This window comes from Microbispora sp. NPDC046933, assembly GCF_040644635.1.
Classification (GTDB): Bacteria; Actinomycetota; Actinomycetes; order Streptosporangiales; family Streptosporangiaceae; genus Microbispora.
In genome coordinates, this window is sequence record NZ_JBEYWW010000003.1 from 335902 (window position 1) to 362149 (window position 26248).

Below are 26248 nucleotides of genomic sequence, written 5' to 3' on the forward strand. Positions count from 1 at the left end.
GCCGTACCAGATGTGTCGCCCACGCTAGCATGACGCCGGCGGCGTGCTCCGGTGCCTCTGACGGTCGTCATGCCGAAGCCGGACGGCTGGACAAGCAGGGCGGTCTTCCCCTCATCGAGAAGAGCCCATCGCTCCGCCCTGGACGTGATGCGCTCGAACCCGTACCGACGGAGGAATTAGATGCAGGACCTTTCCGGCGAACCGGCCGGCGGCAATTGGTCAGGGACGCACAAGTACATCGCCACCAAGGTGGTTTCGCCGCGGACGGTGTCGGAAGTCCAGGAATTGGTGAGGAACTCCCGGCGAGTACGGGCTCTCGGCACTCGCCACTCATTCAATGACATCGCCGACACGGGCGGTGTTTTGCTCAGCGTAAGGGCGATCAAGACCGAGATCGAGCTCGCCGAGCCCGATATGGCCGTCTGGGCGCCTGCCGGCCTGCCGTATGGCGCTCTGGCCGAGTGGCTTGACGACCGCGGCCTCGCGGTCGCGAATCTCGGTTCCCTGCCGCACATCTCCATTGGAGGCGCGATCGCGGTCGGAACCCATGGCTCGGGCGACTCCAACGGCAACCTGTCGTCCTCCGTGACCGGCATAGAGATCGTTACCGCCGACGGCGATTTGCTGCGCGTGGAGTCCGGCGCGACCGACTTCGAGGGTTTCGTCGTCGGTCTTGGCGCCCTTGGCATCGTCACACGCGTCAAGCTGGCGGTCGTTCCGAGCTTTGAGGTGCGCCAGGACGTCTATTTGTCGCTGCCTTGGCGCACCCTGCTGTCGAGGCTCGACGCCGTCATGAGCGCCGCCTACAGCGTCAGTGTGTTCACGCGCTGGACCGAAAGCGACGTGGCCCAGGTCTGGCTGAAGAGCCGCATGGGCGAGCCTTTTCGATTCGCAGACGAATTTCACGGAGCGGTCGGCGCCAAGGACAAGATCATGTCCCCCTCGGACGAGGGGCATGACAACACCACGGTCCAGGGTGGGGTCGCGGGAGCATGGCATGAGCGTCTGCCTCATTTCCGGTTCGACTCCGTCCCGAGCAATGGAAACGAGATCCAGACGGAGTACTTCGTCGCGCGGGAGGACGCGGCGCGAGCACTCAGGGCGGTCAGGCGTCTCGGCGCGAAGATCGACCCACATCTTCTGATCTCCGAGTTCCGAACGGTCGCCGGAGACGACCTCTGGATGAGCCCCGCGTATCACCGTGACAGCTTTGCGATCCACTTCACCTGGAAGAACAGCCCCACACACGTCCTGAGGGTGCTTCCGCGGATCGAGGAGGCTCTGGCGCCGTTCGATCCGCGGCCGCATTGGGGAAAGTGGTTCACGCTGGACGTCGACGCCACGAAATCCACGTATGAACGCTACGGGGATTTCGTACGGCTCGCCGAGCGTCTCGACCCCGGTCACAAATTCCGGAACCCGTACCTTGAGCGGGTGCTCGGCCTGCCGAATTGATGCCGTACCTGCCCGTGGCCGCGTCTGGCAGAAGGATTTGTTCGGATGCAAACGAGAGCGCATATCTTGTGCGGAGTTTCGTTACACCCGTCCGCTCGGGCGGCTCTCGAGCAATTGGGCGAGGTGAGGGAACTGCGGCGTGAGTCACTGACCGTGGACCTCGTCGATTGTGATGCCGTGGTCGCGTACGGGGCACCCATGTCGGTGAACGAACTCGAAACGGCTGGGCGGCTGAAAGTGATCTCCTGCCACAGTTGCCCGCCGGAACTTCGTTCTGCCGCCGCCGATCGCGGCATCGTGGTGCACGAGGTCCCTACGCTGTGGGAGACCGTGGCGGATCTGACCGCCGGCCTGGTTCTCGCGGGGGCCCGCCAGATTCCGCAGGCCGATGCCGCGGTTCGCCACGGGCAGTGGAGCAGGGCGGATTTGAAGGTGCGCTTCTCGGGACGTGACGTCTTCGGCCGTACGCTCGGCATCGTCGGCCTCGGGCGAATCGGGGCTCTGCTGGCGCGCCGGATGTCCGGCTTTGACATGCGGATGCTGTATCACGACATCCGGCGACGGCCTGACCTGGAGTCGGCGTTCGGCTTGAGGTTCGCCCGGCTGACGGAGGTAGTGGCGGCCGCGGACTTCCTGGTGGTCCTGGTGCCGTTGAACAACAGCACTCGCGGCCTCATGGACGATGCGATGTTTCAGCTGATGAAGCGCGACGCCTTCTTCATCAACACCTCCCGTGGGGCGGTGGTCGACGAGGACGCGCTCATTCGGGCCCTGCGATCCAGACGGATCGCGGGAGCGGCACTGGATGTCTTCACCCGGGAACCGTTGGCTTCAGACAGCCCACTGCTGGAGTTGAGCAACGTGGTGCTGACACCACATCTCGGCGGGTCCACCCTGGACAGCGATATGGCTCTCGTCGAGGCTGTCAGACGCCGGTTGCGGGACTAGCCTCGATCTTTCGCGCCCATCCGGTAGCCGACTGAGCGGTTCGGCTGGAGTGTGAAATCGCGGTCGTGGTCAGCCTGGTGGCCCGGCTGTCGCGCCGGGTGCGGAGTCTCCTATTCAACACCCTCGCCCAGGCAACTGACGCCTCTGATCGGATCTTCCTGCGATCGCTACCGCCAATGGTAGGGCTCTCCTCCGTCGTCCGTCTCCGGCTGGCGTAGCGGGGCGTCGACGACCATCCCACCCAACGACAGGTAAGAGCGTGTTTGAGAAGGGCTGATAACGGTCTGCGCATCTCGCTGCCGTGAGCACCGTCGTGTCGCGATCATGGCTTTGGTGCCCGAACGCCGCCGCGGCGACCGTGGCCGCTCCAGCCCGTGCGGGATCCCCCGAAGGAGGCATATGCTCCCGATCGTGCGTCGAATCGCGGTAACGGTAGTGGCCGCACTGATGGTAGCCAGCTGTACATTTGAGCCGGAGCAAGCAAAACCACCTCCTGCGGTCGCGTTCACGCCGGAGATGGCGGAGTCAGTCCTTGTGGAAGTTGTCGCCGGAGTCAGCAAGAACGGCGTCGCCGATTTCTGCTCCAAGTTCGCGCGTAGCACGGGGACATGTGAGACTCTTCTGAAGGATGCCTTGGGGCGGTGCCTGCTGCCTGGAGACAAGCCCATCGTGAAGCGCTCGGTGCATCTACCGGCCACGGACAAGTACGAAGAGACGTGGCAGCTGGTGGTTCAGGGTAGAACACTCGACGGCCAGAAGTATGTTTCGGATTTTCCGATCGTCCTATCGGCGGGCGCGCCGAAGGCTGTAATAGGAATCTACTGGACGGGTCAGGGTTACGGCAGGAATATGGACGACCCCCCGAAGTACACGGTCCCCCCGCAAAACGCCTGCCCTCGGTAACAGTGTCACGCGGCCTTGATGATCCTAGGGCGGGTTAGAGCCGGTCTAATTGGCGATTGAGGGTCCGTGCTTGCTGGCGTGTCGCGGCGTGTCTGCGGGTGAGACGCCGCGCCATTCCTGAGATCGCCGCCCACCGGATCATGGCTTCGGCGGTGGCGGGGTGGCGCTCATAGTCCCGGGCCAGACGGCGATGGCTAGTCAGCCAGGCCAGCGACCTTTCGACGACCCACCGCCGTTCGATCACGGCGAACCCGATCTGCCCCGGGGCCTTGCGGACGATGTGAAGCACGGTCCGCAGGACCCGCTGTGTCCAGTCCACCAGCGTCCCAGCGAAGCCGGCATCAGCGAACACGTACCGGACCGGCGTCATCAGATACATGCTGAGCAGGGTGGTCTTCGCTCCGTCCCGGTCTTGGACGGAGGCGGCCATCACGCAGACGACCAGTAGCAACCCGAGGGTGTCGGTGACGATGAACCGCTTGCGCCCGTTGACCTTCTTGCCTGCGTCGTAACCGCGGCTGTCGCGGCCGACGGTGTCGGCGCCCTTGACGCTCTGGGAGTCGATGATGCCCGCGGTCGGCTCTTCGGCTCGCCCCTGCGCCGTCCGAACCCGGCGCCGCAGTATGGCGAGCATCTGCTCGGTGACCTTGGCTTCTTCCCATCGGACGAAGTACCAGTACACGGTCTGCCAGGGCGGGAAGTCGAACGGCAGCTGCCGCCAGGCGCAGCCGGTGCGCACCACGTAGAGGATCGCGTCGACGACGTCCCGGCGGGGGTGCTTTTCCGGCCGTCCGCCCGTGTTCGGCGCGGGGAGTAGCGGCTCGATCAGCGCCCACTGCGCGTCGGTCAGGTCAGAGGGGTAGCGACGCTCGCGTAGCACCGGACCATGCTGGAGATCTTCACGCCGTACGGCCGAACGACACGCCGCCCGTTATCAACCGGTATCACCACTTCTCAAACACGCTCTAAGTAGCCGTTCGATAACAGGGATGTTCGAGATCACAATCGGGATTCACTGAAAGTTTCAGCTGTTTACGCCGATCGAAAATGTATCTGGCGGATCTCGAAAGGTTCCACCAGCCACCCCGCGCCCTATTGTGCAAATCCGGCCCGAGGCCGCCCGGGCCACGTTTCGGCACCGAACAACACCGCAGGTGACCGGTCGGGCCGACGACCGCTCCTCGACATAAAAATTGCGGCCCAGTATCGAAACTTTCCCACCGGCCACCGCCGCCGACCCTGACACCCAGGCGCAGATCCCTATTCCTCCGCTCTCCGGAGACCCAAAGAAACGCCAGCTCATGAGGGTGAACACCTCCTGCAATGCAGCCACCGGCAACCCTCGGGCAATCTTGACGCTTCATCCGCGCCGGGCTCATAGTGATGGCCATCGCGCCACCCCCACGCCTGGAGGCTGAATCGACCACACACACAATTGATTGTTAGCGATAACAACGTATACACGCGCGGACGGCGACCAACTCGGCTCGGGCGTATCCATGCACCTTTTTAACAAACGCATGACTATCACCACAGCCGCCGGCCACCCCGTCAATGACCAACGATCAGGCGATCGCGCGCAACCTCCGGCAAACGCCTCCTCAACCGCGACCAGAGCCCAGGCGCTCCAACCCACACACGTTCTGCGCCCAGGCTCATGCCGCGCACCGGCACGTCACGCTCACAGAACGGAGTGTCCGTGAACATCCTGTGCACCTCTCCACCACACCCCCGCCGCCACCGGGCCATCATCACGCTGGCCACCGTCTTGCTGGCCGGACTGCTCACCGTCATCACACAGAACACCCCGGCCCTGGCCGATACCTGGCAATTGACCGGCAACGTCGGATCCCACGACCCCACCATCATGAAAGAGGGCAACACCTGGTGGGTCTCCGGCACGGGCGCCGGCATCCCGATGAAGTCCTCGCCTGACGGGCACAACTGGACACAGCGCAACCAGATCTTCCGCAATGAGCTGCCCTGGTGGCGCACGTACGCGCCCGGTATGCGCCCGAACGACGTGTGGGCTGCGGACATGCACACCTACAACGGCCGGGTGTGGTTGTACTACTCGGTGTACAGCGGCAACCATCAGTCGGCGATCGGGCTGACCTCCGCATCGTCGGTGGCCAGCGGCGACTGGCGTGACGACGGCATGGTGATCAACTCGGCGCTGGGCCAGAAGAGCTACAACACGATCGACCCGGACCTGGTCTTCGACGCGAATGGCGAACCATGGTTGGTGTTCGGCTCCTGGTTCTCCGGCATCTACGTCACGCGCATCGACCCGGCCACCATGAAGCCGACCGGCCCGCTGACCCGGATCGCCGCGCGCGCCAACGGTATCGAAGGCCCCAACATCGTCTACGCCAACGGCTACTACTACCTGATCGTCTCGTTCGACCACTGTTGCAATGGCGTCAACAGCGACTACAAGATCGCGTATGGGCGTTCCCGCAGCATCACCGGCCCCTACACCGATGCCAGGGGGGCCGACATGATCAACGGCGGCGGCACCGTACTGGAGTCCTCGCACGGCAACATCATCGGGCCGGGCGGTCAATCGGTGATCCGTAACGGCAGCGGTTGGCTGATCATCCGGCACTACTACGACGGCAACGCGGGCGGCGCGCCGAAGATGCTGATCAACGATCTGTATTTCGACGCCGCGGGTTGGCCGACCTACACCCCGAGCACCGGGCCGACGCCCTCTCCGACTGCCGGGTCTCCCACCCCGAGCACCAGCCCGACCGGTCCGCCACCGGGGTCGGCGCCGTGCCGGGTGGCGTACACGGTGACCAACCAGTGGTCCGGCGGATTCGGCGCCGGCGTCACCATCACCAACACGAGCGCCTCACCGGTCAACGGCTGGACCCTGTCCTGGAGCTTCCCGAACGGGCAGACCATCACCCAGATCTGGAACGCCACCGCCAGCAGCTCCGGGGCACAGGTGAACGTCCGCAACCTCGACTACGACGCCACCATCCCTGCCAACGGCGGCAACGTCTCGTTCGGCTTCAACGGCGCCTGGAACGGCGCAAACAACCCGCCGTCCTCCTTCACCCTCAACGGCACCACCTGCACCGGAGGCTGAAGGAGCGGATCCACGTCTGCGGCCCCGCATTGGCGGGGCCGCAGACATCGCCGGCGTGGCGGCCAGGATTGTCGTGAAGATTTCGACAGTTCCCGGGGCGCTGGTGCAGACGAGCGACCTGGACAAACACTCCAGCTATGAAGGTCGTCACGTGGGCCGGGACCTGATGGGTAGCCGGGCCCCATGGGTCGGTCAGCCCCAATCGGCCAGGGGGCCGGCAGCCCGGCCGTGATGGCCACCCGGCACGCCACGGCCAGCTGCACCTCTCATGCGCTGTGCCCGTCGGCCACGACCGTGCCGGGCTCTCAGATCGCTTGCATGCAGCCGTTGGCCCGCCCCAGCAGATAGCCGTATCCGCAGCGGCTTTCCGGCCGGTGGCGGATCTCGCGCACCCGGCGGGTGATGTCATCGGCCACGAGGGTCAGGAGCCGGTCCAGTTTGGGGTTGGCTCGGATTAAGAATCCAACGGTCCCCCGTGCACACGGATAAAAGAGTGACAGGCGCCGCAACTTTTACAACTGTTACTTTCCCGCCCGGTCGCACTAGCGTTGATCTTGTCCTTCCGATCTCGATCCTGCAGCAGGCGGTATGCGCGCGCTGAAGGAGTGATGACGGCAGCCGGGCTCAGCCTTGCCGCTGCATCGACACCTCGACACGGCCGGCAACTCGCCAGTCGCCCTGGTCAACCATCGAGCAAAGGAGCATGTATGAACCGAAAGCTCAAGCGAACGTTGCAGGTCACCTTGGCGGCAGCCGCCTCAGCCGTCGTCCTGGCACCGGCAAACAGCGCCCACGCGGCGGTCACTGATTGCTCCGCTCTGCGTACCATCCAGGACAACTTCTCAGCTCTCGACGGTGCTGGCCCAGGCAGCCGTAAGGACAATATGATCAACAGGACCGACCTACGGGCCACCGTGAACGGCACAGGGAACATCACGGCGCCGGCCCACGTTCGACAGGCCGCAAATCACCTACTCACGCGCCCTGGTCTTTTCGACACAGTCGATAACGCACGGTATGGCGGTCGCGTCGACGGTCTCATTGGGATTGAGGACGTGGTTTGGTACCAGTTCAGATGTGGCTGAACTCACCAAGAAGGCTGCGGGGTACGCCCGTGAGCGGTAGCTGAGGGGATCCTCGTAGTACTCACGGCCGTCCGCTCCGCCGGATGGTCCCGCGCGGCCCCGGCCCGGACCGCGTCGGCCCCACCCCGCCCGTGACTCTTCAGGTCGGCCGCGCTCACCGGCGGCGGCCGATGTAGGAAAGCAGGGCTGGCCGCGGCCGGGCATCCTGGCGGCCGGGACCGCACGACGGCGCTGGCCTACCCTCCTGCCCACGCGGGTACGCGCCTACGTAGGCGCGTACCCGCGTTCACCACGCCCGCGGTCTTCCATTCAAGGACCCTCGGCACACCGCGGCCGGGGGCCTTCGTCGTTTCCGAGCCCCAGGTCGAGAAATGAGACCGGACACCAGGCCGCCGCCTTCGGCGGACCCGCTCGTTTGCTGAGCATCACTGGCGTGGACACACCTGCCGACTCCTTGGCGCTCGCGGGTACCGCTATTGGCTGGAGCGCTGTTCCCCGAGGCCCGAGGAGGGTGTTCATGCTCGGCGCTGTTGATCAGGGCTGTCGGAGGACGTCTTCAATGACATCGCCCCCGGGAGGTGCTGCTGTCGTCATCACGTCCCTTGTTGACAACAAGCCAGAACTTCGCGCCGGGTCCCGCACCCACGCAAGGGTGCGGGACGATCTGGCGGTGCGTCCCGCGACCTCAGTGTGCGATCGATGCTCGCGGACGGACGCGCCGCCATCCGACGACGATGAGCGCGATCAGGCCGATCAGGGGTCCGGAGCCGATCGCCCAGCTGATGGCCAGCGGCGGACCGGGCTGCTCCAGCATGGTGAGCCTGAGCTCGCCGGTTCCCTGCCCCTGCGCGCCGTCGATGATGAACCGGAACGTCCACTCTCCCGGTTCATCCAGCGACTGGACATCCAGGCCCCACACCTCGCGCTGGCGGGGGTGGCGGGCGAGTTCGACCTCATAGCGGCTACCGTCGGGGGCGATCACGGCAAGGGTGCCGCTTCTGCCTCTGATGCCGCCGTCGGGCGTGAACGTGTAGTCCAGGGACTGCATGGCTTTCAGCGGCCACCTGCTGAAGCCGACGGTGAGCCTGTAAGGTCCGGCCTGGACCTGCTCGGTGTGTACGACTTTGATCGGCTCTTCGGCCTGTGCCGTCGGGGTCGTGACGAGGAGAAGCCCGATGACGCCGAGCAACACCATGACGATCTTGCGCATGGCCCTACCGCCCTTCGCCGGCCGGGGCGAGAGAGCGGAGGATCTCGGCGAAGCGAACACCGAGGAAACCGGCGGCCACGCCGACGGCCGTACCTGCGGCGGCCGTCGCGATCATGACGGGGAGTTCGTCGAAGGCGCCCTCCCCCAGGAGCAGCATCGACTGCCCGGCCGCCGTCACGGTGATGACCAGGCCCCCGATGCCGCCCACGACCATGGCGAGCCGGCCATTGTCGCGGGCGCGCGCCAGCAGCGGTCCCACCAGGGCGGCGACCGGCAAGAGGGTCATCGGGATCAGGGCGGGCACCATCGGGACGCCGACCGGGTCGTCGCGGAACGGTTGCCCGATCGCGTCGGCGTACAGCCGGGTGGCCCACGGGCCGAACCACCAGTAGAGCGCCTGGAGCGCGGCCAGAATCAGAGCGATGCCGATCGCGCCGCCCGGTCGTCCGAGCAGGCGGGCGCCCACCACGAGGGGCAGCACGGATACGAAGGAAATCCCGGCCGTACGGAGGTCGACCGCGCCCAGGCCGAAGGCGTTCAGCCCTTCGACCACGATGGAGTCGAACCCGAGGAGCAGGGCGAGCCCCATGACGGTGGTGATCTCGCCCCACCGCTTGCCGAGGGCGGCGGCGGACACCATCACCGCTCCGACCATGGTCAACGTGATGGCCAGCAGGAATCCGATGTGCGGAGGGGATTCGATCACCACGTCGAACCCGTACAGCCGATGCCACCGCTCATCCAGCAGGCCGTAGACCAGGAACAACGCGGCGCCGACGCCCGAGATCAGGTAGCCGACCGGAGCGGCGAAGGTACGGCCGAACACGCCGACCGCGGTGCCGCCGACGGTGGGGTCCACCGGGCGTCCACGCCGTTCGGCCATGGTGGTCGCCAGCACCACGACGAGGCTGGCGATCCCCGCCACCGCGCTGCCCGCGTACAGCACGAGGTGAGGCGCGGTGAAGAAGGTGTCGGGCCCAACGTCGTTGTGCCATTGGATGTCCCAGACCATTCCGGTCAGTGACATCATCGCGCCGCCGAGGACGAAGACCGCCCCGAGCAGCCCCTTCGGGTCGGTTCTCGGCCTGGCTCTCACCTCGTCGGTCGCTCGGGTGCCGGTCATGCTGATGTCCATCACTGGTCCTTTCATCTGGCTCGTTCGGTTGTGCGGGTCATTTGGCCAACAGGGTGAAGGCGGCCTGTTGGGCGTCGTTCGCGCGGCGCAGCGTGACGTTGATCCGCCAGTAGCCGGTCATCGCCAGCATGGTGTCCTTCGCGCGGTAGCGGCCTGGCGCGGTCCGGGCGGCCGTGACCGGCGGGTATGCGTGGCCCATCTGGGGCATCACTGGTTGGAGGGTCACCTCGTCCAGGTGGGCGGGAGTACCGTCCCTGGCGGTGATCTCGAAGTCGAAGGTGTTGGCGCCCTCGCGCGGCCCGTCGGTGAACAGTCGCACGGTGTAGGTGGCGGTGGAGGCCGTCATCGTGGTGCGGCCGGCGCCGGCGAGCCATGGCCGGATCACCAGCAGGCCCCCCGCCAGCAAGGTCACGAACGCCGCCAAGAGGACGAACCTGGTCTTGGTGCTCATCGTGACGACCCTGCGGACTCCGGTACGTTCACGGTCGTGGAGACGGTCCGCACCGCGTAGCCACGCTCGGCCTGCACCCATACGAGGTAGCGGCCGGGCAGCGGGAAGGTGTAGGTGAACGGCACGTCGGGCCCGTACGCGGCGACGCTCTCGTCCGGCTGGTCCTGCCGGACCGGTACCATCGCGTGGACGTGGGCCCAGATGGGCGCATCCGCGACCTCGGCGGTGACAGGTCCGGCGACGATCATGTGGCCGACCATCCCCAGCCAGGGCTGCAGGTTCCGCGTGCCGAACCTCGCGGTGATGGTGCTGGCCGATCCGGCGGGCGCGATGCGGCGTTCCAAGGGGAAGTCCTCCGTGGCCGGCGCCGTGCCGCCCGCGGCATCGAGTGTGATCGAGGTGCGGAGCTGCTGCCTGCCGCCGCCACGCCGGGCTATGTCGGCTGTGACCGCGTAGCGACCCTGCTCCGGCGCCGTGAACTTCACCCGGTAGTGACCGGGTCCCACGCGGATCGGGTGGAGATGCCAGAGTGCTCCCGCCGGGGACACGACGACGAGGTGCATCAGCGCTCTGTCGTGCGGCAGCAGATCGTCGACGGGGTGTCCGGTCGCGCCGTCGGTCAGTGTCAGCCTCAGGTCTGCGTCGTCGGTGTCCGCCACCAGGTTCACCGGCGGCCGCGAACCGTCCGCCGGGGTCAGGAGCGCGGCGCCGTACGGGTCGGCGATGCTCTCGGCGGTCGGGTCCAGCGTGGAGCCCGGTGGCGGGAGCGGTGGCACGCTCCACGACAGCATCACCGCCGTCACCGCCACGGTCAGCGCCGCCACCGCGCCCGTGGCGGGCACCAGCGCGGTGGTGCCCGGCCTACGGACCGCGACGGCCAGCGTCACCATCATCAGCACGCCCGCGGCGACGAACCCGCCGTTCGTCGTCCTCTCCCACGGTGACGGCACCCGTGCGGGCACGATGAAGGGGATCGTCCCGGTCCGTACGCCGTCGTCGATCGCCAACTCCCACAGGCCGGCGCCCGACACCGACAGCGCGCCGGCGCGGTGGAAACCCGGCCGTGTGCCGAGCCGGACGGACGCCGCGCTGGCCTGCCGGCCGTTCTGGAGCAGACGCAGCGCCAGCTCACCGGGTGGGCTGCCGGCGTGGGTGACCACGTCGACGTACACCGGGCCGGGCACCGGCTCCACCCGGCGGATGACCACCGTCAACTCGCGGTCGCCGAGGGTCTGGGCGACATGGAGGTCACCGCCGTCGGGCGCTCCGTCGGCGAGCACAGGGGCCGCCGTGGCCCAGAGGATTCCGAGGGCGCACAGCAGCGCCGCCGCCGCTTTCACGACAGCTCCGCGGGCTGAGCCGCGCGGGCGACGGCGGACTCGGCGCGGCGTTCTCTGGTGAGGTCAATACCGTCCATGTCCGGCATGGAACCGGAGCGCCGTGTGGCCCATACGACGTGGACCGTGAAGCTACGGTGAAGATCACCCGCGATCGGCCGGCCGCAGCGGCAGGCGGACGGTGAAGCTCGCCCCGTGGCCCAGGCCCCGGGAGGTAGCGGTGATGCCGCCGCCGTGGGCCCGGGCGATGCCCTGAGCAATGGTCAGGCCGATGCCGCTGCCGCCCGCCGGAGCCGGGCGTCCGGGGTGCTCGACGCGCTCGAAGCGGTTGAAGATCCGCGTGAGGTCGTGCCCGGCGATGCCGATGCCGTCGTCCTGAACGGTGATCTCGACGTACGGCGCTGGGCCGTGCCGAGTGCACACGGTGACCGACACCCGGTCGCCGGGATCGCAGGCGCCAAGCGCGTTGCCCAGAAGATTGATCAGGACCTGGGCGATGCGGCCCGGGTCGAGCACGGCCGTGACCGGCGGGCCGGGGGCGACGGTGAGCGTGACCTGCCCGTCGTCGAACTGGGGCCGCAGACGTTCGGCGGTGCGCTCGGCCAGGGCGATCACGTCGGTAGGCACCGGCCGGAAGGTGAAGGCGCCCTCTTCGGCCTGGGAGAGGTTGGACAGGTCGTCCGCGAGGCGCCGCAGCCGCGCGAGGTCGTCGGCGAGGGAGGCGAACATGGCGTCGTCGCGGGTGAAGATGCCATCGGCCATGCCCTCGATCTGGCCGCTGAGGATGGTGATGGGAGTACGCATCTCATGGGCGATCTCCGAGACCAGGCGGGCGCGGCGCCGCTGGACGTCGGCCAGGGCCGCCGCCAGCCGGTTGACGTCCTTGACCAGTGCGGCGAGTCCCGGTTCGCGGGGAACGTCGAGGACGTCGTCGTAGTGCCCGTCGGCGAGGCGGTGGGTCGCGGCCCTGACCTGGCGCAGCGGCCGCAGTAGGAACCGGGAGAAGACGAGGGACAAAACGAGCGCCGCGGCCATGCCGACGGCCAGCGCGGGCCAGAGCAGTTCGAGATCGACCTCCCCCGGGCGCCGCGCGCCCAGCACGGCCGTCAACGCCTCGAGGCCGGTACGGTCTGCCGGGGCCGGCTCATCGAAGCCGTCGACGACGCTGGCAACGAGGTTCATCGCCGTGAGCGCCACGACCAGGACCGCCAGGTGGGACAGCACCAGGCGGACGGTCAACGGCAGGGCCGTTAGCCGGCGAACGGTGCGGGCCGGGCCGCGGGCCGTCCCGGTGCTCTCGGTTCTCCAGTGACGGGGCGAGCGGGTCATACGACCGGGCGGGCGAGGAAGCGATAGCCGATGGCGCGTACGGTGCCAACGAACCGGGGGGTGCTCGCATCGTCGCCGAGCGCCCGCCGCAGCGTGCGAATGTGCACGTCCACCACGCGTTCGTCGCCGAAGAAGTCGCGGCCCCAAACGTGCTCGATCAGCCCGCGGCGGGTGAAGACCCGGCCCGGGGTGCCGGCCAGCGCCACCAGCAGGTCGAAGTCGAGCGCCGACAGCTCCACGACGCGGCCGGCGTCGACGGTGACGGTACGGGTGTCGGGGTCGACGACCAGGCCCTCGAATCGCAGGGTCCGATCCTCGGCCTCCTGGCCGGGCGCCTCCGCGCGGCGCAGGATGGCCCGCGCCCGCAGGGCGAGTTCGCGGGCGCTGAACGGCTTGGTGACGTAGTCGTCGCTGCCCGCGGTGAAGCCGATGACCCGGTCAATCTCCTCCGCCCGTGCGGTGAGCAGAATCACCGGCACCTGGCTGGTCGCCCGGATCCGGCGCAGCACCTCGAACCCGTCCAGCCTGGGCAGCATCACATCCAGCACGACAAGGTCGGGCCGCTCACGGGCGACCGAGGCGAGGCCCAGTGGCCCGTCCGCGGCCTCCAGGACCTCAAAGCCGTCCGCCTCCAGATAGCCGCGCAGCGTCATCCGGATCTTGGGCTCGTCGTCAACGACCAGAATGCGCTGTGTCCTCATGCTCGTCTCTGTGAGCGGTCCGTGGGAGGGACTGCGCACCCCCGGCCGATTCTTGATAGATGCCTTCGAACGCCTCGAGGGTGAGTGCGATGTCATGCTGGGCGACAAGCTCACGGCTGGCCTCCCCCATGCGCAGCCGGGCTTCGGCGTCGCCCAGGACCGAGCCGAGCGCCACGGCCAGGGCCGCGATGTCGCCGGGTGGGAAGAGCTCCCCGTTGCGCCCGGGATGGACCAAATGGGGCAGGGCCATGGCGTCGGCGGCGACGACAGGCTTTCCGGCGGCCATGGCCTCCATCGTAGCCAGGCTCTGTAACTCGGCGGTGCTGGGCATGCAGAACACGTCACAGCGGGCGTAGGCATCCAAAAGCTCCTGGTCGCCGACCAGGCCGTGGAAGGTGACCCGGTCGGCCACACCCAGCGTGCAAGCCAGCTCCTCCAATTCGCCGCGGCGCGACCCGTGGCCCACGATCTCGGCCGTGACCGCGGGCAGCAGCGCCAGAGCGCGCAGGAGTTCGTGCACGTTCTTCTCTGCGTCCAGCCGGCCCACGAACAGCACGCGCAACCCCTGGTCCTCCTTCTTCGCCGCGGGCTGCGCGAAGCGGCGCAGATCCAGGCCACAGGACACCGCGAGGGCGGTGCCAACGAGGCCATGCCGGTGCATCAGCTGCACGGCGCGAGGGGTGGGAGCGGTGACGATGTCGGCGCGGCGGAAGACGCGTACGAAGTCGCGCCAGAGCAGCCCGCAGGCAGCATCGGCGAGCCGGCCGGGCAGGCGCGTGTAGCGGACGAGGTTCTCCGGCATGAAGTGATTGGTCGCCACCACTGGTACACCCCTGCGCTGTGCCGCGGTGATCAAGGTCCGCCCCACGGCGAAGTGGGACTGTATGTGAACCACGTCCGGGGCGATGCGGTCCAGCAGCCGGGCCGTCGCACCGCGGATCTGCCAGGGTAGGCAGACGCGGAAATCGGGATGGAACGGAGTGCCGTGCGAGGCGAGCCGGTGCACGGCCGGACCGCCGGACGTGACGCGCTCGTCGCCTCCGCCCGGCGAGGGGCAGATCACGTGGACCTCGTGGCCTCGCCCGGCGAGACCGGTGGCCAGACGGTGGGCGAAGTTCGCGGCACCGTTGATATCAGGCGGATAGGTGTCCGCGCCGATGATGACGCGCTGGGTGGAATCGGGCATGGGGCGGTCCTGTCGTAGGAGAAGGGATAGGGCGGAAAAGAGGAGGAATGGGGCAGCTCGGTGAAGGCGGGGCGCCGTGGAACATCACTGGAGAGACGAACGACTCCGGCGACCGCCAGAGCGGTACAGGCCAGCCCCAGAGTGGCGATCGGCACGGTCACGCCGGGGGCCTCACCCAGCACGCCGATGCCGATGCAGACGGCGACCACCGGATCCACGACGGTGAGGATGGCCACCGTGCTCTCGGGCGGACCGTCGGCGTACGCGCGCTGCACGAACCAGAAACCCGCGAGGATCGCCGCTGCGAGACCGAAGAGTGTGCCGAGCAGGCCACCGCTGACACCGTGCACCGCGTACTGCTCCGTCGCGGCCCGCACGAGCGTGGAGGTGCAGCCATAGGCGGCGCCCCCGCCGACGCCCATGACCAGACACCGGGCCCGACCGCGCAGCAGGCCGCCGGCCAGCCGGCAGGCGGCCATCACGGCGAGGACCACCGCACCGGCCTGGAACAGCGCCCCTGTGGAGATCGGGACAGGCACGGTGTTCAGCGCGGCGAGCACCGCGAATGCGCCCGTCCCTACGAGGATCGCCGCCAGCGCACACCCCGTGCCCCAACGCAACCGGGTGCCCTGCGCCCTGAGCGCCAACACCACGCTGATCACGATCCCGAGCACCCCGGCGGGCTCGACCACGGTCACCGGGGCGAACCCCAGCGCGATGACCTGGAACACCGACCCCGTCGCCAGCAGCACCAGCCCGGCCAGCCAGCGGGGCCGCCGCACCGCCGCCACCAAGGACGGCGCATCCGCCGAGACCCCGTGCTGCAACCATGTCCCGACCGTGAAACAGCATGCGTTCACAACCGCCAGGCCGATCGCGAGCCAGGTCACCGGCTCTCCCCACCCGCACGCACCACCCCGGCCAGCGAGAGCAGCAGGCCCAGCTCCAAAGCGAGGGCCACCCGCTCGGCCAACCCCATCCAGCCGCCGATCGAACGGACCGCCGGGGTGGGATCCAAGATCGCGGCGCACAGGTGCGCGTACAAAAAGGCGAGGCCGCCCGCCGCACTCGCCCAAGAGATCCGGCGCAGCGCCCGCGCCGTCGCCTCCGAACCGGGAAGTCGCGCCAGCCGGCGGGCGATCAAAAGCCCGGCGACCGGGAGCGCCGCGATGGCGCCACCCGCCGCGTACCGGTGCACCAAGCCGCCTACCGAAGGAACACCGCCCACGGGGTCGGTCCGGAACAGTGCCGTGAGCGCCAGCCCACCGCACCATACGCCCAGCAACGCCTTCGCCGACCCGCCGACAGGCAGCGTGGACCGTACCAGACCGGCCATCAGCGCCGCCGATCCCGCCGAGAGGCAGACCACGGTCCCGGTGAAGATCCAGTCCGCGTCCTCGCTCAACGCGTAGTCACTGAAGGCGTGCCCAGCGGTGTTCACTCGCTTCGCCCAGCCGACGTGCAGGACGATGGCGCCGGCCAACGCCCCGGCCAACCCGGCATGAGCCGCGACCACGAGTTTCCGGGTGAGGGAAAAGCTGTCCATACCTGGACAGCAGATTGGAACATCATGTGGCCCGTACGCGTCAGATCGTGAAGCTTTCGTGAAGCGTTGCACCGCACCGACCGGTGTGCCCCTGTGGTGTATCCGCCGCGAGACGACCTGAGCGTCCGCGCTCACACCACCGCCTGGGCTACGCCCTCACGAACGACGTCCGCGCTCATGACGCCGACAGCGCTGTTCTCGGAGAGCCGTTGTCTTCTCCTCAGACCCACGACGCCGCACGTCGGAGCGCGCCTCGTCGCGCCCGGTTCACGCGGGAAGGCGGTCGAGGAGGTTTTTGAGCAGGACCAGAGCCCGCGTTCGCTGTACTGCCGGATGGCGGCGCAGGTCGATTAGCAGGGACTCCAGGTGATTGGCGTCGTCCACCTGCACCAGCATGATCACGTCGCTTTCGCCCGCAGCCGTGAAGGCCATGCGCACCTCCGGCCGCTCCCCGAAGATGGATGGGGCGTCCCGATGACGGGTGTCCACTGCCAGGAAGAGCTCCACGAGCGCGTGCATCTTGCTCGGGCCGGGCTCTTGGGTGATCGCGGTGTAACCGCGGATGATCCCGTCCTTCTCCAGGCGATCGATCCGTCGTTTCACTGCGGGCACGGACAGTGAGACCACGGACGCGATCTCGGTCATGCTGGCCCGCCCGTTGAGCACTAAAAGATTAAGAATTTGACGATTGACGGCATCCATATTCAAAAACATAACAGAGCTTGCAATCTTTTGAGCTGTTTCTTACGTATACGGCCGCCCTAGCGTTGAGCTCGTCCGTTTGCAGCCGATCTGCTGCGAGAAACTCTGAATCTCATCGATGGAGACGTGGCATGCACCAACGCGCCTTTCAACCGCGGGCAGCGACGAAGCGGTCGACGACGGTCGCATTGAGCACCATGGTGGCCGCGCTGACAATCGCCTTGCCGGCGAGCCCGGCGGCGGCCGGCACGGCGCCCACACCCGGGTCCCTGCTCACCGGTCTGGCGCGGCAAGAGATCGAGGCGGGCGCTCCTGGCGTGATCGTACGCATCGACCACGGCCGTGGTGAGCCCCTGCGGATCGCCGAGCAGGCGGCGTGGACCGCGAACGACTCCCGCCTCAGTGCCGACAGCCAGTTCCGCATGGGCTCCAACACCAAAACCATGGTCGCGACCTTGGTCCTGCAGCTCGTCGCCGAACGCCGACTCAAGCTGGAAGATCCTGTCGCCAAGTGGCTGCCCGCCATCAAGAACGGGCGCTCGATCACCCTGCGGATGCTGCTCAACCACACCAGCGGCCTCGCCGACTATCTTCTTACGCCGGATGCGATCAAGACACTCATCGGGCAGGAGAAGCGGACCTGGACGCCCGGGCAGATGCTTGCCCTCGGCATCAAGCAGCCGACGCTGTTCGCCCCAGGTAAGCGGCATGCCTACAGCAACACCAACTATGTCGCCCTCGGCCTCGTGCTGGAGAAGGTCACCGGGCGATCCCTCGCCGACCTCATCCAGCGGCGTATCGCACGCCCGCTCGGCCTGCGCCACACCTACCTGGCCGCCGACGCCGGCTCACGCGACGGGGACCGGCTCGCCCACGGCTACGAGCCCGACGCCGATCACCTGGCCGAACTGCGGTTGCCCGAGGTTGCCTCCGGCCTGGCGTTCACCGGGCCGGAGCGGGACGGCCACGTCGACGTGACCGGGATCGACCCCTCGATCACTTGGGCATCCGGCGCCGTGGTCTCCACCCCGGGCGACTGGGGACGCTTCCTCCGCGCGCTGATGTCCGGCAAGCTGCTCCCACCGGCGCAACTCGCGCAGATGCGGGTCACGGTGAAGGACCCGGACGACCCCTCCAGCCGATACGGGCTGGGTCTGCAGCGCCACACCAACTCCTGCGGCACGGTGTGGGGGCACACCGGAGGCATCCCCGGTTACTCCAGCCAGAACTACACCGACAGCAGCGGCCGCCGTACCGTCACCGTCGTCACCACGACCCAGTTCGGCCTGCGGGACGAGAAGATGAACGCACTCGACCGCAAGCTCGTCGACGCGGCGATCTGCGCGATGCTCGGCAAACCCGTCCCGCGGGACTAAGGACGAGCACCGCAACACCCGGGCCGACCTCCTTACCGGCAGCGCCCTCACGAGTATCAGCCCGGGCGAGGTCGTTGCGGTGTTCTAGGCGGCCGCTCGCGCGAGTCAGGGGGTGATCACGGTGCACCCAGTTTTGTGACAGCCCCAGTCCGGGACGTCACGGAGCCGAAGGGTGACCGCATGAGCAAGACCGACGAGACCCGGCCGGCATGGGTGCAAATGGCCGATGTGCCGATGGTGACGTGCGTGCCCGTACATGATCATCGGTTCGGGGTGTGCATGCTGCCGGACGGGGTCACCGCTGACAGCGCGTCCCAGAGCCACCGTACGAGCGGCTGCTATTGGGGCGTCACCGCCTACTACTGGTACAGCGATGGCTGCACCGGTGGGGCCGGGGAGTGGCACCACATCCGGCGCGAAGAGCGCCGGCGCAGCCAGGGTGTCGCAGTGGATGGGTGATGGTCCCGTCACCGACGGCGGAGTACCGTGCCCTGTTCGTACGGATCTTCACGAAGGTCTATGCCTAGGATTCGTTTGACGTCTGGGCCATCCGCCGGAACGATCGTTTCGCCGGGCGCGCCGAAATCAAACTGACGGACGTGGCGGAAGGCTACGAGATCATCTACGCGCTGGCCTCCGACATGTGGGTATCGGCCCTGGGAAAGAACTGGCTGCGGCGATCGTCGCCTACGGCTCCAACACCCTGGGACTCACAGATTCTGCGGACGGTTGTCGCGTGTTGCCGCTCGGCTGACGACGCTACCAGGGCGACGGGCTCGCATCTGATGACTACCGTCCAAAGCGCTCGACGGCCGCTTGGCCCACGCCGCTGGTGGAGGCGTTTGGGATCTCCATTTAGTTGCCGGTGAGCTGGTTGATCGCGGTGAAGCCGCCCGCGGGGGCGGGGGCGACGGCACTGCCGGTGCGTGGCCCAAATTACTTGTCGACCAGGCTCATGTGCATACCGTTGTAGCGGTCGCCGCGGACGCCGATGCGGGCCGCCAGCGCATCCAGGTCCGTCCGCTCGTCTGCGGACAGCGCGAGTTGTGTGGCATCGGCGTTCTCCTCCATGCGTGCGATGCGGCGGGTGCCGGGGATCGGCACGATCCAGGGGTGCTGGGCGAGCAGCCAGGCCAGGGCCACCTGTCCGGGGGTGGCCTTCTTCGCGTGGGCCAGGGCGGCGACGTGGTCGATCAGTGCCTGGTTGCCGGCGAGGTTGTCCTGGTCGAACCGTGGGATGGTCGTGCGGATATCACCGTCAGTGAACACGGTCGTGGTGTCGACGGTGCCGGTGAGGAACCCCTTGCCGAGCGGGCTGAAGGGGACGAACCCGATGCCGAGTTCGGCGAGCGTGGGCAGGACTTCGGGCTCGGGATCACGGGTCCACAGGGAGTACTCGCTCTGCACCGCGGTCAGGGGGTGCACGGCGTGCGCCCTGCGGATCGTCGCCGCGCTCGCTTCGGACAGGCCGAAGTGCCGTACCTTGCCGGCCTGTACCAGTTCACCGACCGCGCCCGCGACCTCCTCGATCGGCACGTCGGGGTCGACCCGGTGCTGGTAGAAGAGGTCGATCGTGTCCGTGCGCAGACGACGCAGCGAGGCGTCGGCGACCCGCTTGATCTGCTCTGGCCGGCTATCGAGCCCGACAGACTTGCCGTCTTCGATGCGCCAGCCGAACTTGGTGGCGATGACGACCTGGTCGCGCAGAGGGGCGAGCGCTTCACCCACGAGCTTTTCGTTGGTGTAGGGGCCGTAGACCTCTGCGGTGTCGAAGAACGTGATGCCACGGTCGACGGCGCCGCGAATCACGGCGATCATGTCCTGCCGGTCGCCGGGGTTGGGGCCATAGCTCTGGGACATGCCCATGCAGCCCAAGCCGATGGCCGAGACTTCAAGGCCCTGGCCGAGGATCCGCGTGTGCATGGTGGTGCCTCCTGCGGTGTGTGATCGGGACCCGGCCCGGAGATGCTGTTCAGTGGCTGCTGATGTGGTCGGCGGCTGCGGAGGCGTCCTCAGTGGCGGCCCAGGCGGCCAGCAGTTGCAGCGCGTCGTAGGCCGGAGTGTGCGGGCCGGCGCTGTATGCGGTCAGGGTCAGGCCGGGCTGCGCGGGCAGTTCCATCGCGTCGAAGTCCAGGGTGATCTCGCCGATGGCCGGGTGACGGAAAGATTTGCGGCCGGTGTGGTGCAGGCGCACGTTGTGCTTGGCCCAAGCGGTGCGGAACTCCTCGCTGCGGGTGACGAGTTCACCGATCAGCCCGGTCAGATCGCTGTCGCCGGGAGCCCGTCCGGCCTCGGTGCGCAGCAGGGCCACGGTCGTGTGTACCGACTGTTCCCAGTCGGGGAAAAAGTCACGGCCGTGCGGGTTCAGGAACTGGAAGCGGGCGACGTTGACCGGGTGCGGAGCGTCATCACTGTACAGCGGGGCGTACAGGGCGCGGCCGAGGTGGTTGATCGCGAGGATGTCGAGGCGGCCGTTGCGGATGAAGGCCGGGAAGTCGGTCATGGAGTGAAGGACGCGCAGGACACTGTCCGGGAGCGGGCCGCGAACGCGTTTGGTACGGCGGATTGGACGTCTGGCGACGGCGCGGGCCAGGTCGTAGAGGTGGGCGCGTTCGGCCTCGTCGAGTTGCAGGGCGTTCGCGACGGCGTCGAGGACTTCCTCGGAGGCTCCGGCGAGGTGGCCGCGTTCCAGGCGGACGTAGTAGTCGACGCTGACGCCGGCGAGCATCGCGACTTCCTCGCGGCGCAGCCCGGGCACGCGCCGGTTGCCGCCGTAGGCGGGAAGTCCGGCCTGCTGCGGGGTGATCTTGGCGCGGCGGGAGGCCAGGAAGTCGCGGATGTCGCTCTCGGTACTCACGTCTTCCAGGCTAGGCGGGCGGGCCCGGGTGAGGGGGGTTCTGTCAGTACCTGTAACGGCCGTACCTTCCACCCGCACGTGACCTGCGGTTTCCTCGGTAGTGGCCGCTATGGCGGCTCCCGGCGGGCACCTCGGACGAGAGGCTCCGGGCTGCCGGGACGGGCGCCCGACCTCAGAGTGGGAGTGCCTGTTTCCATACCGTTTGCGAGTGAAGGAGTCGCCCGATGGCGAAGCAGTCCGCGCCCCAGGAGCTGGCCGGCATCGCGCCCAAGCTCGTCGAGGTCACCAATGAGGTTCTCTTCGGCGACGTCTGGGAGCGGCCCGGACTGTCTCCGCGGGATCGCAGCCTGGTGACCGTGAGCGTGCTGGCCGCGCTCTACCGCGGTGAGCAGCTCGGCTACCACCTCCGTGTGGCGCTGGAGAACGGGCTGAGCGTGGAGGAGCTGTCCGAGGCGATCACGCATCTCGCCTTCTACGCCGGCTGGCCCAACGCCATGACCGCGATCAACCTGCTCAAGCAGATCGACGACGAGCAGGCCACCGCCTGACGGCGAACTGCGACAAGGGAGCACCACCTCATGGAATTGCTGACCAAGCAGCCGGGCGATGAAGCTGCCCGCCCAGTGGTTCACCGGCGACGCCTGGGCCGATGTGATCTACCGCGGTGAGGCACCCTCCCGCGCCCGCGCGAACGCGGTGCGCTTCGCGCCCGGCGCCCGGACCGCCTGGCACAGCCATGGCCTGGGCCAGACCCTCTACATCGTCGAGGGCATCGCCCTGGTCCAGTCCCGCGGCGGCGAGATCCTCCAAGCCCACCGGGCGACGTGATCTGGACGCCGCCGGGGGAGGAGCACTGGCACGGTGCCGCTCCGGACCACTTCATGACGCACATCGCGCTGTGGGAGACCGATGAGGTCGACTGGCTCGAGCACGTCGGCGACGACGAATACGCCGGCCCGCGCACCAGCACCCGCCGCTGACCCGCACCCGGACAATCTGTAAGGAGCATCATCATGCGCGGAGCCGTTCTCCACGCCCCCGGGGACGTGCGCTTCGAGGAGCGCGACGACCCGAAGATCATCGAGGCGACCGACGCGGTCATCCGTACCGCCGCGACCTGTGTGTGCGGCTCGGACCTGTGGGACTACCGCGGCATCAACCCGGTCGAGCAGCCGACCCCGTTCGGCCACGAGTACGTCGGCATCGTTGAGGAAGTCGGCGCGGATGTGAAGACTCTGAAGCCGGGTCAGTTCGTCATCGGCTCCTTCTTCGCCTCCGACAACACCTGCGCCAACTGCCGCAACGGCTACCAGACCGACTGCCTGCACCGCGAGTTGGTCGGCGCCGAAGGCTGCCAGGCCGAGAAGATCCGCATTCCGCTCGCGGACGGCACCCTGGTCGCCACGCCCGACCAGCCGGCCGAGGAGCACATTCCCAGTCTGCTCGCCTGCTCCGACGTGATGGGCACCGGCTGGTACGCGGCCGTCGCTGCCGAGGTGCGGCCCGGCGACACGGTCGCCGTGGTCGGCGACGGCGCGGTCGGCCTGTGCGCGGTCATCGCCGCCAAGGAACTGGGCGCGACGCGGATCATCGCCATGTCCCGGCACGAGGCCCGGCAGAAGCTGGCCCGCGAGTTTGGGGCCACCGACATCGTCGCCGAGCGCGGCGAGGAGGGCATCGCCCGCATCAAGGAGATGACCGGCGGGATCGGCGCCGACCGCGTCTTGGAGTGCGTGGGCACACCGGAGGCGATGCAGCAGGCGCTGCGCTCGACGCGGCCCGGCGGCAACGTCGGCTTCGTCGGCGTCCCCCACGGCGTGGCGATCGACGGCACCGAACTGTTCTACTCCCACGTCGGCCTGCGCGGCGGCCCCGCCCCCGTGCGCGAGTTCCTGCCCGACCTGATCGACCGCGTGCTCACCGGCCGCATCAACCCCGGCAAGGTCTTCGACCTCACCCTGCCGCTCGGACAGGTCGCCGACGCCTACCAGGCCATGGACGAACGGCGCGCCATCAAGGCACTCCTCAAGCCCTGAGCCGACCGTTGCACAGCACGCGGCGCGAGTCGGCCATGGCCGGTCGGCGCTCGCTTCGGGCAGACCTTTGCCGAAGTGCCCCGACCGCGCCCGCCGGCCGCACATGCTCGGCGCCCCGCACGGCCCGAGGACCGTTCCTCCAGCGTCCCGGCATGGCACGCCCCGGCCCGTTGAGGCTGCGTGCGCTGCGCTCTGTGCACTGCCCTACTGGATTGGACGCACCACCTATGACGATGACGTACAACCACCTCGGCCGGACCGGCCTGAAGGTCAGCAAGCTCGGCCTGGGAACCATGAACTTCGGCTGGGTCACCGGCGAGCCCACCGGCTTCGCCATCCTCGACCGGGCCGTCGAGGAAGGCATCAACTTCATCGACACCGCCGACGTCTACGGCGGACCGCAGTCACCCGACATGGAACAGGGCTACGGTCTCTCCGAGGAGATCATCGGCCGCTGGCTGGCCCAAGGAGACGGCCGACGCGACAAGATCGTGCTGGCCACCAAGCTCTACCAGCCCATGGGTACCGGCCCGAACGACAAGTACCTCTCGGCCTACAAGATCCGCAGGGCCGCTGAGGCCAGCCTCCGACGGCTGCAGACCGACCACATCGACTTGTACCAGATGCACCATATCGACCGCTCCACGCCGTGGGACGAGATCTGGCAGGCCATGGAACAACTTGTCCGCGAGGGCAAGGTCACCTACGTAGGCAGCAGCAACTTCGCCGGCTGGCACATCGCCACCGCCCAGCAGGAAGCGGGCAAGCAGCACTTCCTGGGTCTCGTGTCCGAGCAGAGCCTGTACAACCTGGGCGCCCGCACCATCGAACTCGAACTGATCCCCGCCCTGCGCCACTACGGTCTCGGCCTGATCCCTTGGAGCCCGCTGGGCGGCGGCCTGCTCGGCGGCGCCCTGCGCAAGGCCGACAGCGGCCGGCGCTCGTCCCCCGACTTCCTGGCCACCGTCGAGCAGCACCGGCCGCAGCTCGAACGCTACGAAGCCTTGTGCGCGGACCTCGGCGAGCGGCCCGCGGACGTCGCCCTCGCGTGGCTGCTGCACAACCCGGCGGTCGCCACCACCATCGTCGGACCGCGCACCCCCGAGCAGCTGACCGAATCGCTGCGCGCCCCGCACCTGTCCCTGTCGCCCGAGACTCTCCGGACGCTCGACGAAATCTGGCCGGGCCCCGGCGGCGAGGCCCCCGAGGCGTACGCCTGGTAGCCCGGCGAGTAAGGCGACAAGACGGCCGCCCGACTGAACCGCGCCGAGTTTCGTGGAGGCCGTGATGTGCCTCGGGTTCTGTGGAGTCGGTGAACCGCGCCGAGTTCCGTAGAGTCTCTGATGTGGCTCGGGTTTCGCCGCGCACACGCCGTTGCTCCACACACTCGTTGCACGACCGCGCCCGGTCGTACGACTCCCGCTACCCGGGAGTCGTAAGCATGGTTTATGCATATCTTGCTCCGCAGCCTGGTGGACGATCTGCGTAAACAGGGCCACGAGGTGTGCACCGCGGTGGCCGGGCGGGCGGTGCGCCGGGCCCCCGCCCGGATCGTCGCGGAGCTGCGGCTGCGTCCCGGCGACACCGCCCTGCGGCTGGAGCGGGTCCGCGAGTTCGCGGGACGTCCCGCCGTACACCAGGTGTCCTGGATCCGTCGGCCGGTGGCTGACCGGATCCGCGACCGCGACTTCACCGCCGTCTCCCTCTACACGGCCCTCGCCGACGCGGGAGTGACGGTCGCCCGGGCGTCCGAGGTGGTCCGGCCCGGTCTGCTCGGCCCCGCCGCCGCCCGCCATCTCCACAAGCCGCAGGGCAGCCCGGTGCTCGTCAGCAGCCGGATCACCTACACGCTCGACGCCACCCCCGTGGTGTCCGACCATGCCACCATCCTCGGCAGCATGATGGAGATCCGCACCGAACGCGCCGCCACCGGCATCTCTCTCACCTGGGGCGCCACCAGCTGAGAACCCTGGTGCACCCGGTCTGTGGTGGCGACGGAGGTGACAACGTCACGCGCGCTCGCGGTTGATCTCGCGGCGGCGTCGATCGCCGTCGGCGCGGCGGTCACCTCCTCCAGCGACCGCGCCTCGATGGTGACCGGCGCGATCGTGCGAGTTGCCCAGCCTGAGGCACGGACGGAGCCGTGCGCAGGTCGGCCGACCGCAAACGTAAGGGCAGCCGGGGAGGCCGCCCTTTACGCCTTCGATGAGGTTCGGATCATCGATCTATTACATCGCAGCGATGTGGGTCCAGTTGGTACTGAACGCTCCCGCCGGATATGAACGCAGCGTCACGTGACCCTTGCTGGCGTCGACGGTGCCGATTGCGCCCGAGCCGTTGGCCGAGTTGTACCACAGGATCCGGCCCCACGAATTCACCACGTGGGTCCAGTGCGAAGAGAACGCTCCCGCCGGATATGAACGCAGCGTCACGTGACTATTGCTGGTCTCGTCGATGGTGCCGATTGCACCCGAGCCGTTGGCCGAGTTGTACCACAGGATCCGGGAAGGGGCCTTACCAGCGAAAACGATGTGGGTCCAGTTGGTACTGAACGCTCCCGCCGGATATGAACGCAGCGTCACGTGACTGTACTCGGGGTTGATGTAACCGATTGCGCCTGATCCGTTGGCTGAGTTGTACCAGAGAATCCGTCTCCCTCCCACGGCGACGACGTGGGTCCAGCTCGGGCTGAAGGATCCTGCCGGATATGAGCGCAGCGTCGAGTGACTATTGCTGGTCTCGTCGACGGCGCCGATTGCGCCCGAGCCGTTGGCCGAGTTGTACCACAGGATCCGGCTCCCCACGGCGACGACGTGGGTCCAGCTCGGGCTGAAGGATCCTGCCGGATATGAGCGCAGCGTCGAGTGACTATTGCTGGTCTCGTCGACGGCGCC

General features: G+C 68.0%; 26 protein-coding genes. 12 read left to right on the plus strand and 14 right to left on the minus strand.

Features of this window, described 5'->3' with window-relative positions:
* Positions 1-180: 180 nt before the first annotated feature.
* The 3 genes from ABZ857_RS06110 (at position 181) to ABZ857_RS06120 (ending at position 3306) form a co-directional block, all read left to right on the plus strand.
* Positions 181-1455 carry an FAD-binding protein gene (locus tag ABZ857_RS06110; protein WP_357038254.1) on the plus strand — a complete coding sequence of 425 codons (1275 nt, stop codon included), beginning with the start codon at positions 181-183 and terminating at the stop codon, positions 1453-1455.
* 153 nt (positions 1456-1608) lie between these two features.
* Positions 1609-2403 carry an NAD(P)-dependent oxidoreductase gene (locus ABZ857_RS06115; protein WP_357038257.1) on the plus strand — a complete coding sequence of 265 codons (795 nt, stop codon included), beginning with the start codon at positions 1609-1611 and terminating at the stop codon, positions 2401-2403.
* A 399-nt stretch (positions 2404-2802) separates the two neighbouring features.
* Complete coding sequence (locus ABZ857_RS06120; RefSeq protein ID WP_357038260.1) at positions 2803-3306, plus strand: hypothetical protein; 504 nt, start codon at positions 2803-2805, stop codon at positions 3304-3306.
* 34 nt (positions 3307-3340) lie between these two features.
* Here the strand turns inward: ABZ857_RS06120 and ABZ857_RS06125 are convergent, their stop codons facing one another.
* Complete coding sequence (locus ABZ857_RS06125) at positions 3341-4186, minus strand: IS5 family transposase (protein ID WP_357038262.1); 846 nt, start codon at positions 4184-4186, stop codon at positions 3341-3343.
* 819 nt (positions 4187-5005) lie between these two features.
* Between ABZ857_RS06125 and ABZ857_RS06130 the strand changes: the two genes are divergently transcribed.
* Positions 5006-6403, plus strand: a complete 1398-nt coding sequence (locus tag ABZ857_RS06130) for a family 43 glycosylhydrolase (RefSeq protein ID WP_357038265.1) — start codon at positions 5006-5008, stop codon at positions 6401-6403.
* A gap of 1770 nt (positions 6404-8173) precedes the next feature.
* Here ABZ857_RS06130 and ABZ857_RS06135 read toward each other — a convergent pair.
* The 10 genes from ABZ857_RS06135 to ABZ857_RS06180 form a co-directional block, all read right to left on the minus strand.
* Positions 8174-8698 (minus strand): hypothetical protein, encoded by a 525-nt coding sequence (locus ABZ857_RS06135; protein ID WP_357038268.1) that lies wholly within the window; start codon positions 8696-8698, stop codon positions 8174-8176.
* A gap of 4 nt (positions 8699-8702) precedes the next feature.
* A complete protein-coding gene (locus ABZ857_RS06140) occupies positions 8703-9833 on the minus strand; it encodes a hypothetical protein (protein WP_357038271.1) in 1131 nt (376 codons plus the stop codon).
* 37 nt (positions 9834-9870) lie between these two features.
* Positions 9871-10284, minus strand: coding sequence for a FixH family protein (locus tag ABZ857_RS06145; protein WP_357038274.1), 414 nt, complete (start codon positions 10282-10284; stop codon positions 9871-9873).
* A complete protein-coding gene (locus tag ABZ857_RS06150; protein ID WP_357038276.1) occupies positions 10281-11624 on the minus strand; it encodes a hypothetical protein in 1344 nt (447 codons plus the stop codon). Before ABZ857_RS06150 ends, ABZ857_RS06145 begins: the two co-directional genes overlap by 4 nt.
* Positions 11625-11765: 141 nt before the next feature.
* A complete protein-coding gene (locus tag ABZ857_RS06155) occupies positions 11766-12860 on the minus strand; it encodes an ATP-binding protein (protein WP_357038279.1) in 1095 nt (364 codons plus the stop codon).
* An 86-nt stretch (positions 12861-12946) separates the two neighbouring features.
* Positions 12947-13651, minus strand: coding sequence for a response regulator transcription factor (locus tag ABZ857_RS06160; protein WP_357038281.1), 705 nt, complete (start codon positions 13649-13651; stop codon positions 12947-12949).
* A complete protein-coding gene (locus tag ABZ857_RS06165) occupies positions 13623-14813 on the minus strand; it encodes a glycosyltransferase (RefSeq protein WP_357038418.1) in 1191 nt (396 codons plus the stop codon). The genes ABZ857_RS06160 and ABZ857_RS06165 overlap by 29 nt, the downstream gene beginning before the upstream one ends.
* Positions 14711-15727, minus strand: a complete 1017-nt coding sequence (locus tag ABZ857_RS06170) for a DMT family transporter (RefSeq protein ID WP_357038283.1) — start codon at positions 15725-15727, stop codon at positions 14711-14713. The genes ABZ857_RS06165 and ABZ857_RS06170 overlap by 103 nt, the downstream gene beginning before the upstream one ends.
* Positions 15724-16383 carry a DUF998 domain-containing protein gene (locus tag ABZ857_RS06175; protein WP_357038286.1) on the minus strand — a complete coding sequence of 220 codons (660 nt, stop codon included), beginning with the start codon at positions 16381-16383 and terminating at the stop codon, positions 15724-15726. The genes ABZ857_RS06170 and ABZ857_RS06175 overlap by 4 nt, the downstream gene beginning before the upstream one ends.
* A 267-nt stretch (positions 16384-16650) precedes the next feature.
* Entirely contained in the window at positions 16651-17085 is a 435-nt protein-coding gene (locus ABZ857_RS06180) for an Lrp/AsnC family transcriptional regulator (protein ID WP_357038289.1), read from the minus strand.
* A gap of 317 nt (positions 17086-17402) precedes the next feature.
* On the opposite strand from ABZ857_RS06180, the gene ABZ857_RS06185 reads away from it, so the two are divergent.
* Both ABZ857_RS06185 and ABZ857_RS06190 read left to right on the plus strand, forming a co-directional pair.
* Entirely contained in the window at positions 17403-18461 is a 1059-nt protein-coding gene (locus ABZ857_RS06185; protein WP_357038291.1) for a serine hydrolase domain-containing protein, read from the plus strand.
* 180 nt (positions 18462-18641) lie between these two features.
* On the plus strand, positions 18642-18920 hold the full coding sequence (locus tag ABZ857_RS06190) for a hypothetical protein (protein WP_357038294.1): 279 nt from the start codon (positions 18642-18644) through the stop codon (positions 18918-18920).
* A gap of 477 nt (positions 18921-19397) precedes the next feature.
* Here ABZ857_RS06190 and ABZ857_RS06195 read toward each other — a convergent pair whose 3' ends face one another.
* Positions 19398-20384, minus strand: a complete 987-nt coding sequence (locus tag ABZ857_RS06195) for an aldo/keto reductase (RefSeq protein ID WP_357038296.1) — start codon at positions 20382-20384, stop codon at positions 19398-19400.
* A gap of 49 nt (positions 20385-20433) precedes the next feature.
* On the minus strand, positions 20434-21318 hold the full coding sequence (locus tag ABZ857_RS06200) for a helix-turn-helix transcriptional regulator (protein WP_357038299.1): 885 nt from the start codon (positions 21316-21318) through the stop codon (positions 20434-20436).
* A gap of 224 nt (positions 21319-21542) precedes the next feature.
* On the opposite strand from ABZ857_RS06200, the gene ABZ857_RS06205 reads away from it, so the two are divergent.
* The 6 genes from ABZ857_RS06205 (at position 21543) to ABZ857_RS06230 (ending at position 25318) form a co-directional block, all read left to right on the plus strand.
* A complete protein-coding gene (locus ABZ857_RS06205; protein WP_357038302.1) occupies positions 21543-21866 on the plus strand; it encodes a carboxymuconolactone decarboxylase family protein in 324 nt (107 codons plus the stop codon).
* Between the two features lie 58 nt (positions 21867-21924).
* Positions 21925-22146, plus strand: coding sequence for a hypothetical protein (locus ABZ857_RS06210; RefSeq protein WP_357038305.1), 222 nt, complete (start codon positions 21925-21927; stop codon positions 22144-22146).
* Positions 22143-22298, plus strand: coding sequence for a hypothetical protein (locus ABZ857_RS06215; protein WP_357038308.1), 156 nt, complete (start codon positions 22143-22145; stop codon positions 22296-22298). The genes ABZ857_RS06210 and ABZ857_RS06215 overlap by 4 nt, the downstream gene beginning before the upstream one ends.
* Positions 22299-22331: 33 nt before the next feature.
* A complete protein-coding gene (locus tag ABZ857_RS06220; RefSeq protein ID WP_357038311.1) occupies positions 22332-23354 on the plus strand; it encodes a zinc-dependent alcohol dehydrogenase family protein in 1023 nt (340 codons plus the stop codon).
* A 233-nt stretch (positions 23355-23587) separates the two neighbouring features.
* Entirely contained in the window at positions 23588-24577 is a 990-nt protein-coding gene (locus ABZ857_RS06225) for an aldo/keto reductase (protein WP_357038314.1), read from the plus strand.
* A 225-nt stretch (positions 24578-24802) separates the two neighbouring features.
* Complete coding sequence (locus ABZ857_RS06230; RefSeq protein WP_357038317.1) at positions 24803-25318, plus strand: UTRA domain-containing protein; 516 nt, start codon at positions 24803-24805, stop codon at positions 25316-25318.
* A 264-nt stretch (positions 25319-25582) separates the two neighbouring features.
* Here ABZ857_RS06230 and ABZ857_RS06235 read toward each other — a convergent pair.
* A partial coding sequence (locus tag ABZ857_RS06235) for a hypothetical protein (protein WP_357038320.1) occupies positions 25583-26248 on the minus strand: 666 nt, incomplete at its 5' end.

Coding starts and splice junctions, on each gene's coding strand:
- ABZ857_RS06110 (WP_357038254.1), top strand. CDS start 181: ATGCAGGACCTTTCCGGCGAACCGGCCGGCGGCAATTGGTCAGGGACG.
- ABZ857_RS06120 (WP_357038260.1), top strand. CDS start 2,803: ATGCTCCCGATCGTGCGTCGAATCGCGGTAACGGTAGTGGCCGCACTG.
- ABZ857_RS06135 (WP_357038268.1), bottom strand. CDS start 8,698: ATGCGCAAGATCGTCATGGTGTTGCTCGGCGTCATCGGGCTTCTCCTC.
- ABZ857_RS06140 (WP_357038271.1), bottom strand. CDS start 9,833: ATGGACATCAGCATGACCGGCACCCGAGCGACCGACGAGGTGAGAGCC.
- ABZ857_RS06145 (WP_357038274.1), bottom strand. CDS start 10,284: ATGAGCACCAAGACCAGGTTCGTCCTCTTGGCGGCGTTCGTGACCTTG.
- ABZ857_RS06160 (WP_357038281.1), bottom strand. CDS start 13,651: ATGAGGACACAGCGCATTCTGGTCGTTGACGACGAGCCCAAGATCCGG.
- ABZ857_RS06175 (WP_357038286.1), bottom strand. CDS start 16,383: ATGGACAGCTTTTCCCTCACCCGGAAACTCGTGGTCGCGGCTCATGCC.
- ABZ857_RS06180 (WP_357038289.1), bottom strand. CDS start 17,085: ATGGATGCCGTCAATCGTCAAATTCTTAATCTTTTAGTGCTCAACGGG.
- ABZ857_RS06190 (WP_357038294.1), top strand. CDS start 18,642: ATGAGCAAGACCGACGAGACCCGGCCGGCATGGGTGCAAATGGCCGAT.
- ABZ857_RS06195 (WP_357038296.1), bottom strand. CDS start 20,384: ATGCACACGCGGATCCTCGGCCAGGGCCTTGAAGTCTCGGCCATCGGC.
- ABZ857_RS06205 (WP_357038302.1), top strand. CDS start 21,543: ATGGCGAAGCAGTCCGCGCCCCAGGAGCTGGCCGGCATCGCGCCCAAG.
- ABZ857_RS06210 (WP_357038305.1), top strand. CDS start 21,925: ATGAAGCTGCCCGCCCAGTGGTTCACCGGCGACGCCTGGGCCGATGTG.
- ABZ857_RS06220 (WP_357038311.1), top strand. CDS start 22,332: ATGCGCGGAGCCGTTCTCCACGCCCCCGGGGACGTGCGCTTCGAGGAG.
- ABZ857_RS06225 (WP_357038314.1), top strand. CDS start 23,588: ATGACGTACAACCACCTCGGCCGGACCGGCCTGAAGGTCAGCAAGCTC.
- ABZ857_RS06230 (WP_357038317.1), top strand. CDS start 24,803: ATGCATATCTTGCTCCGCAGCCTGGTGGACGATCTGCGTAAACAGGGC.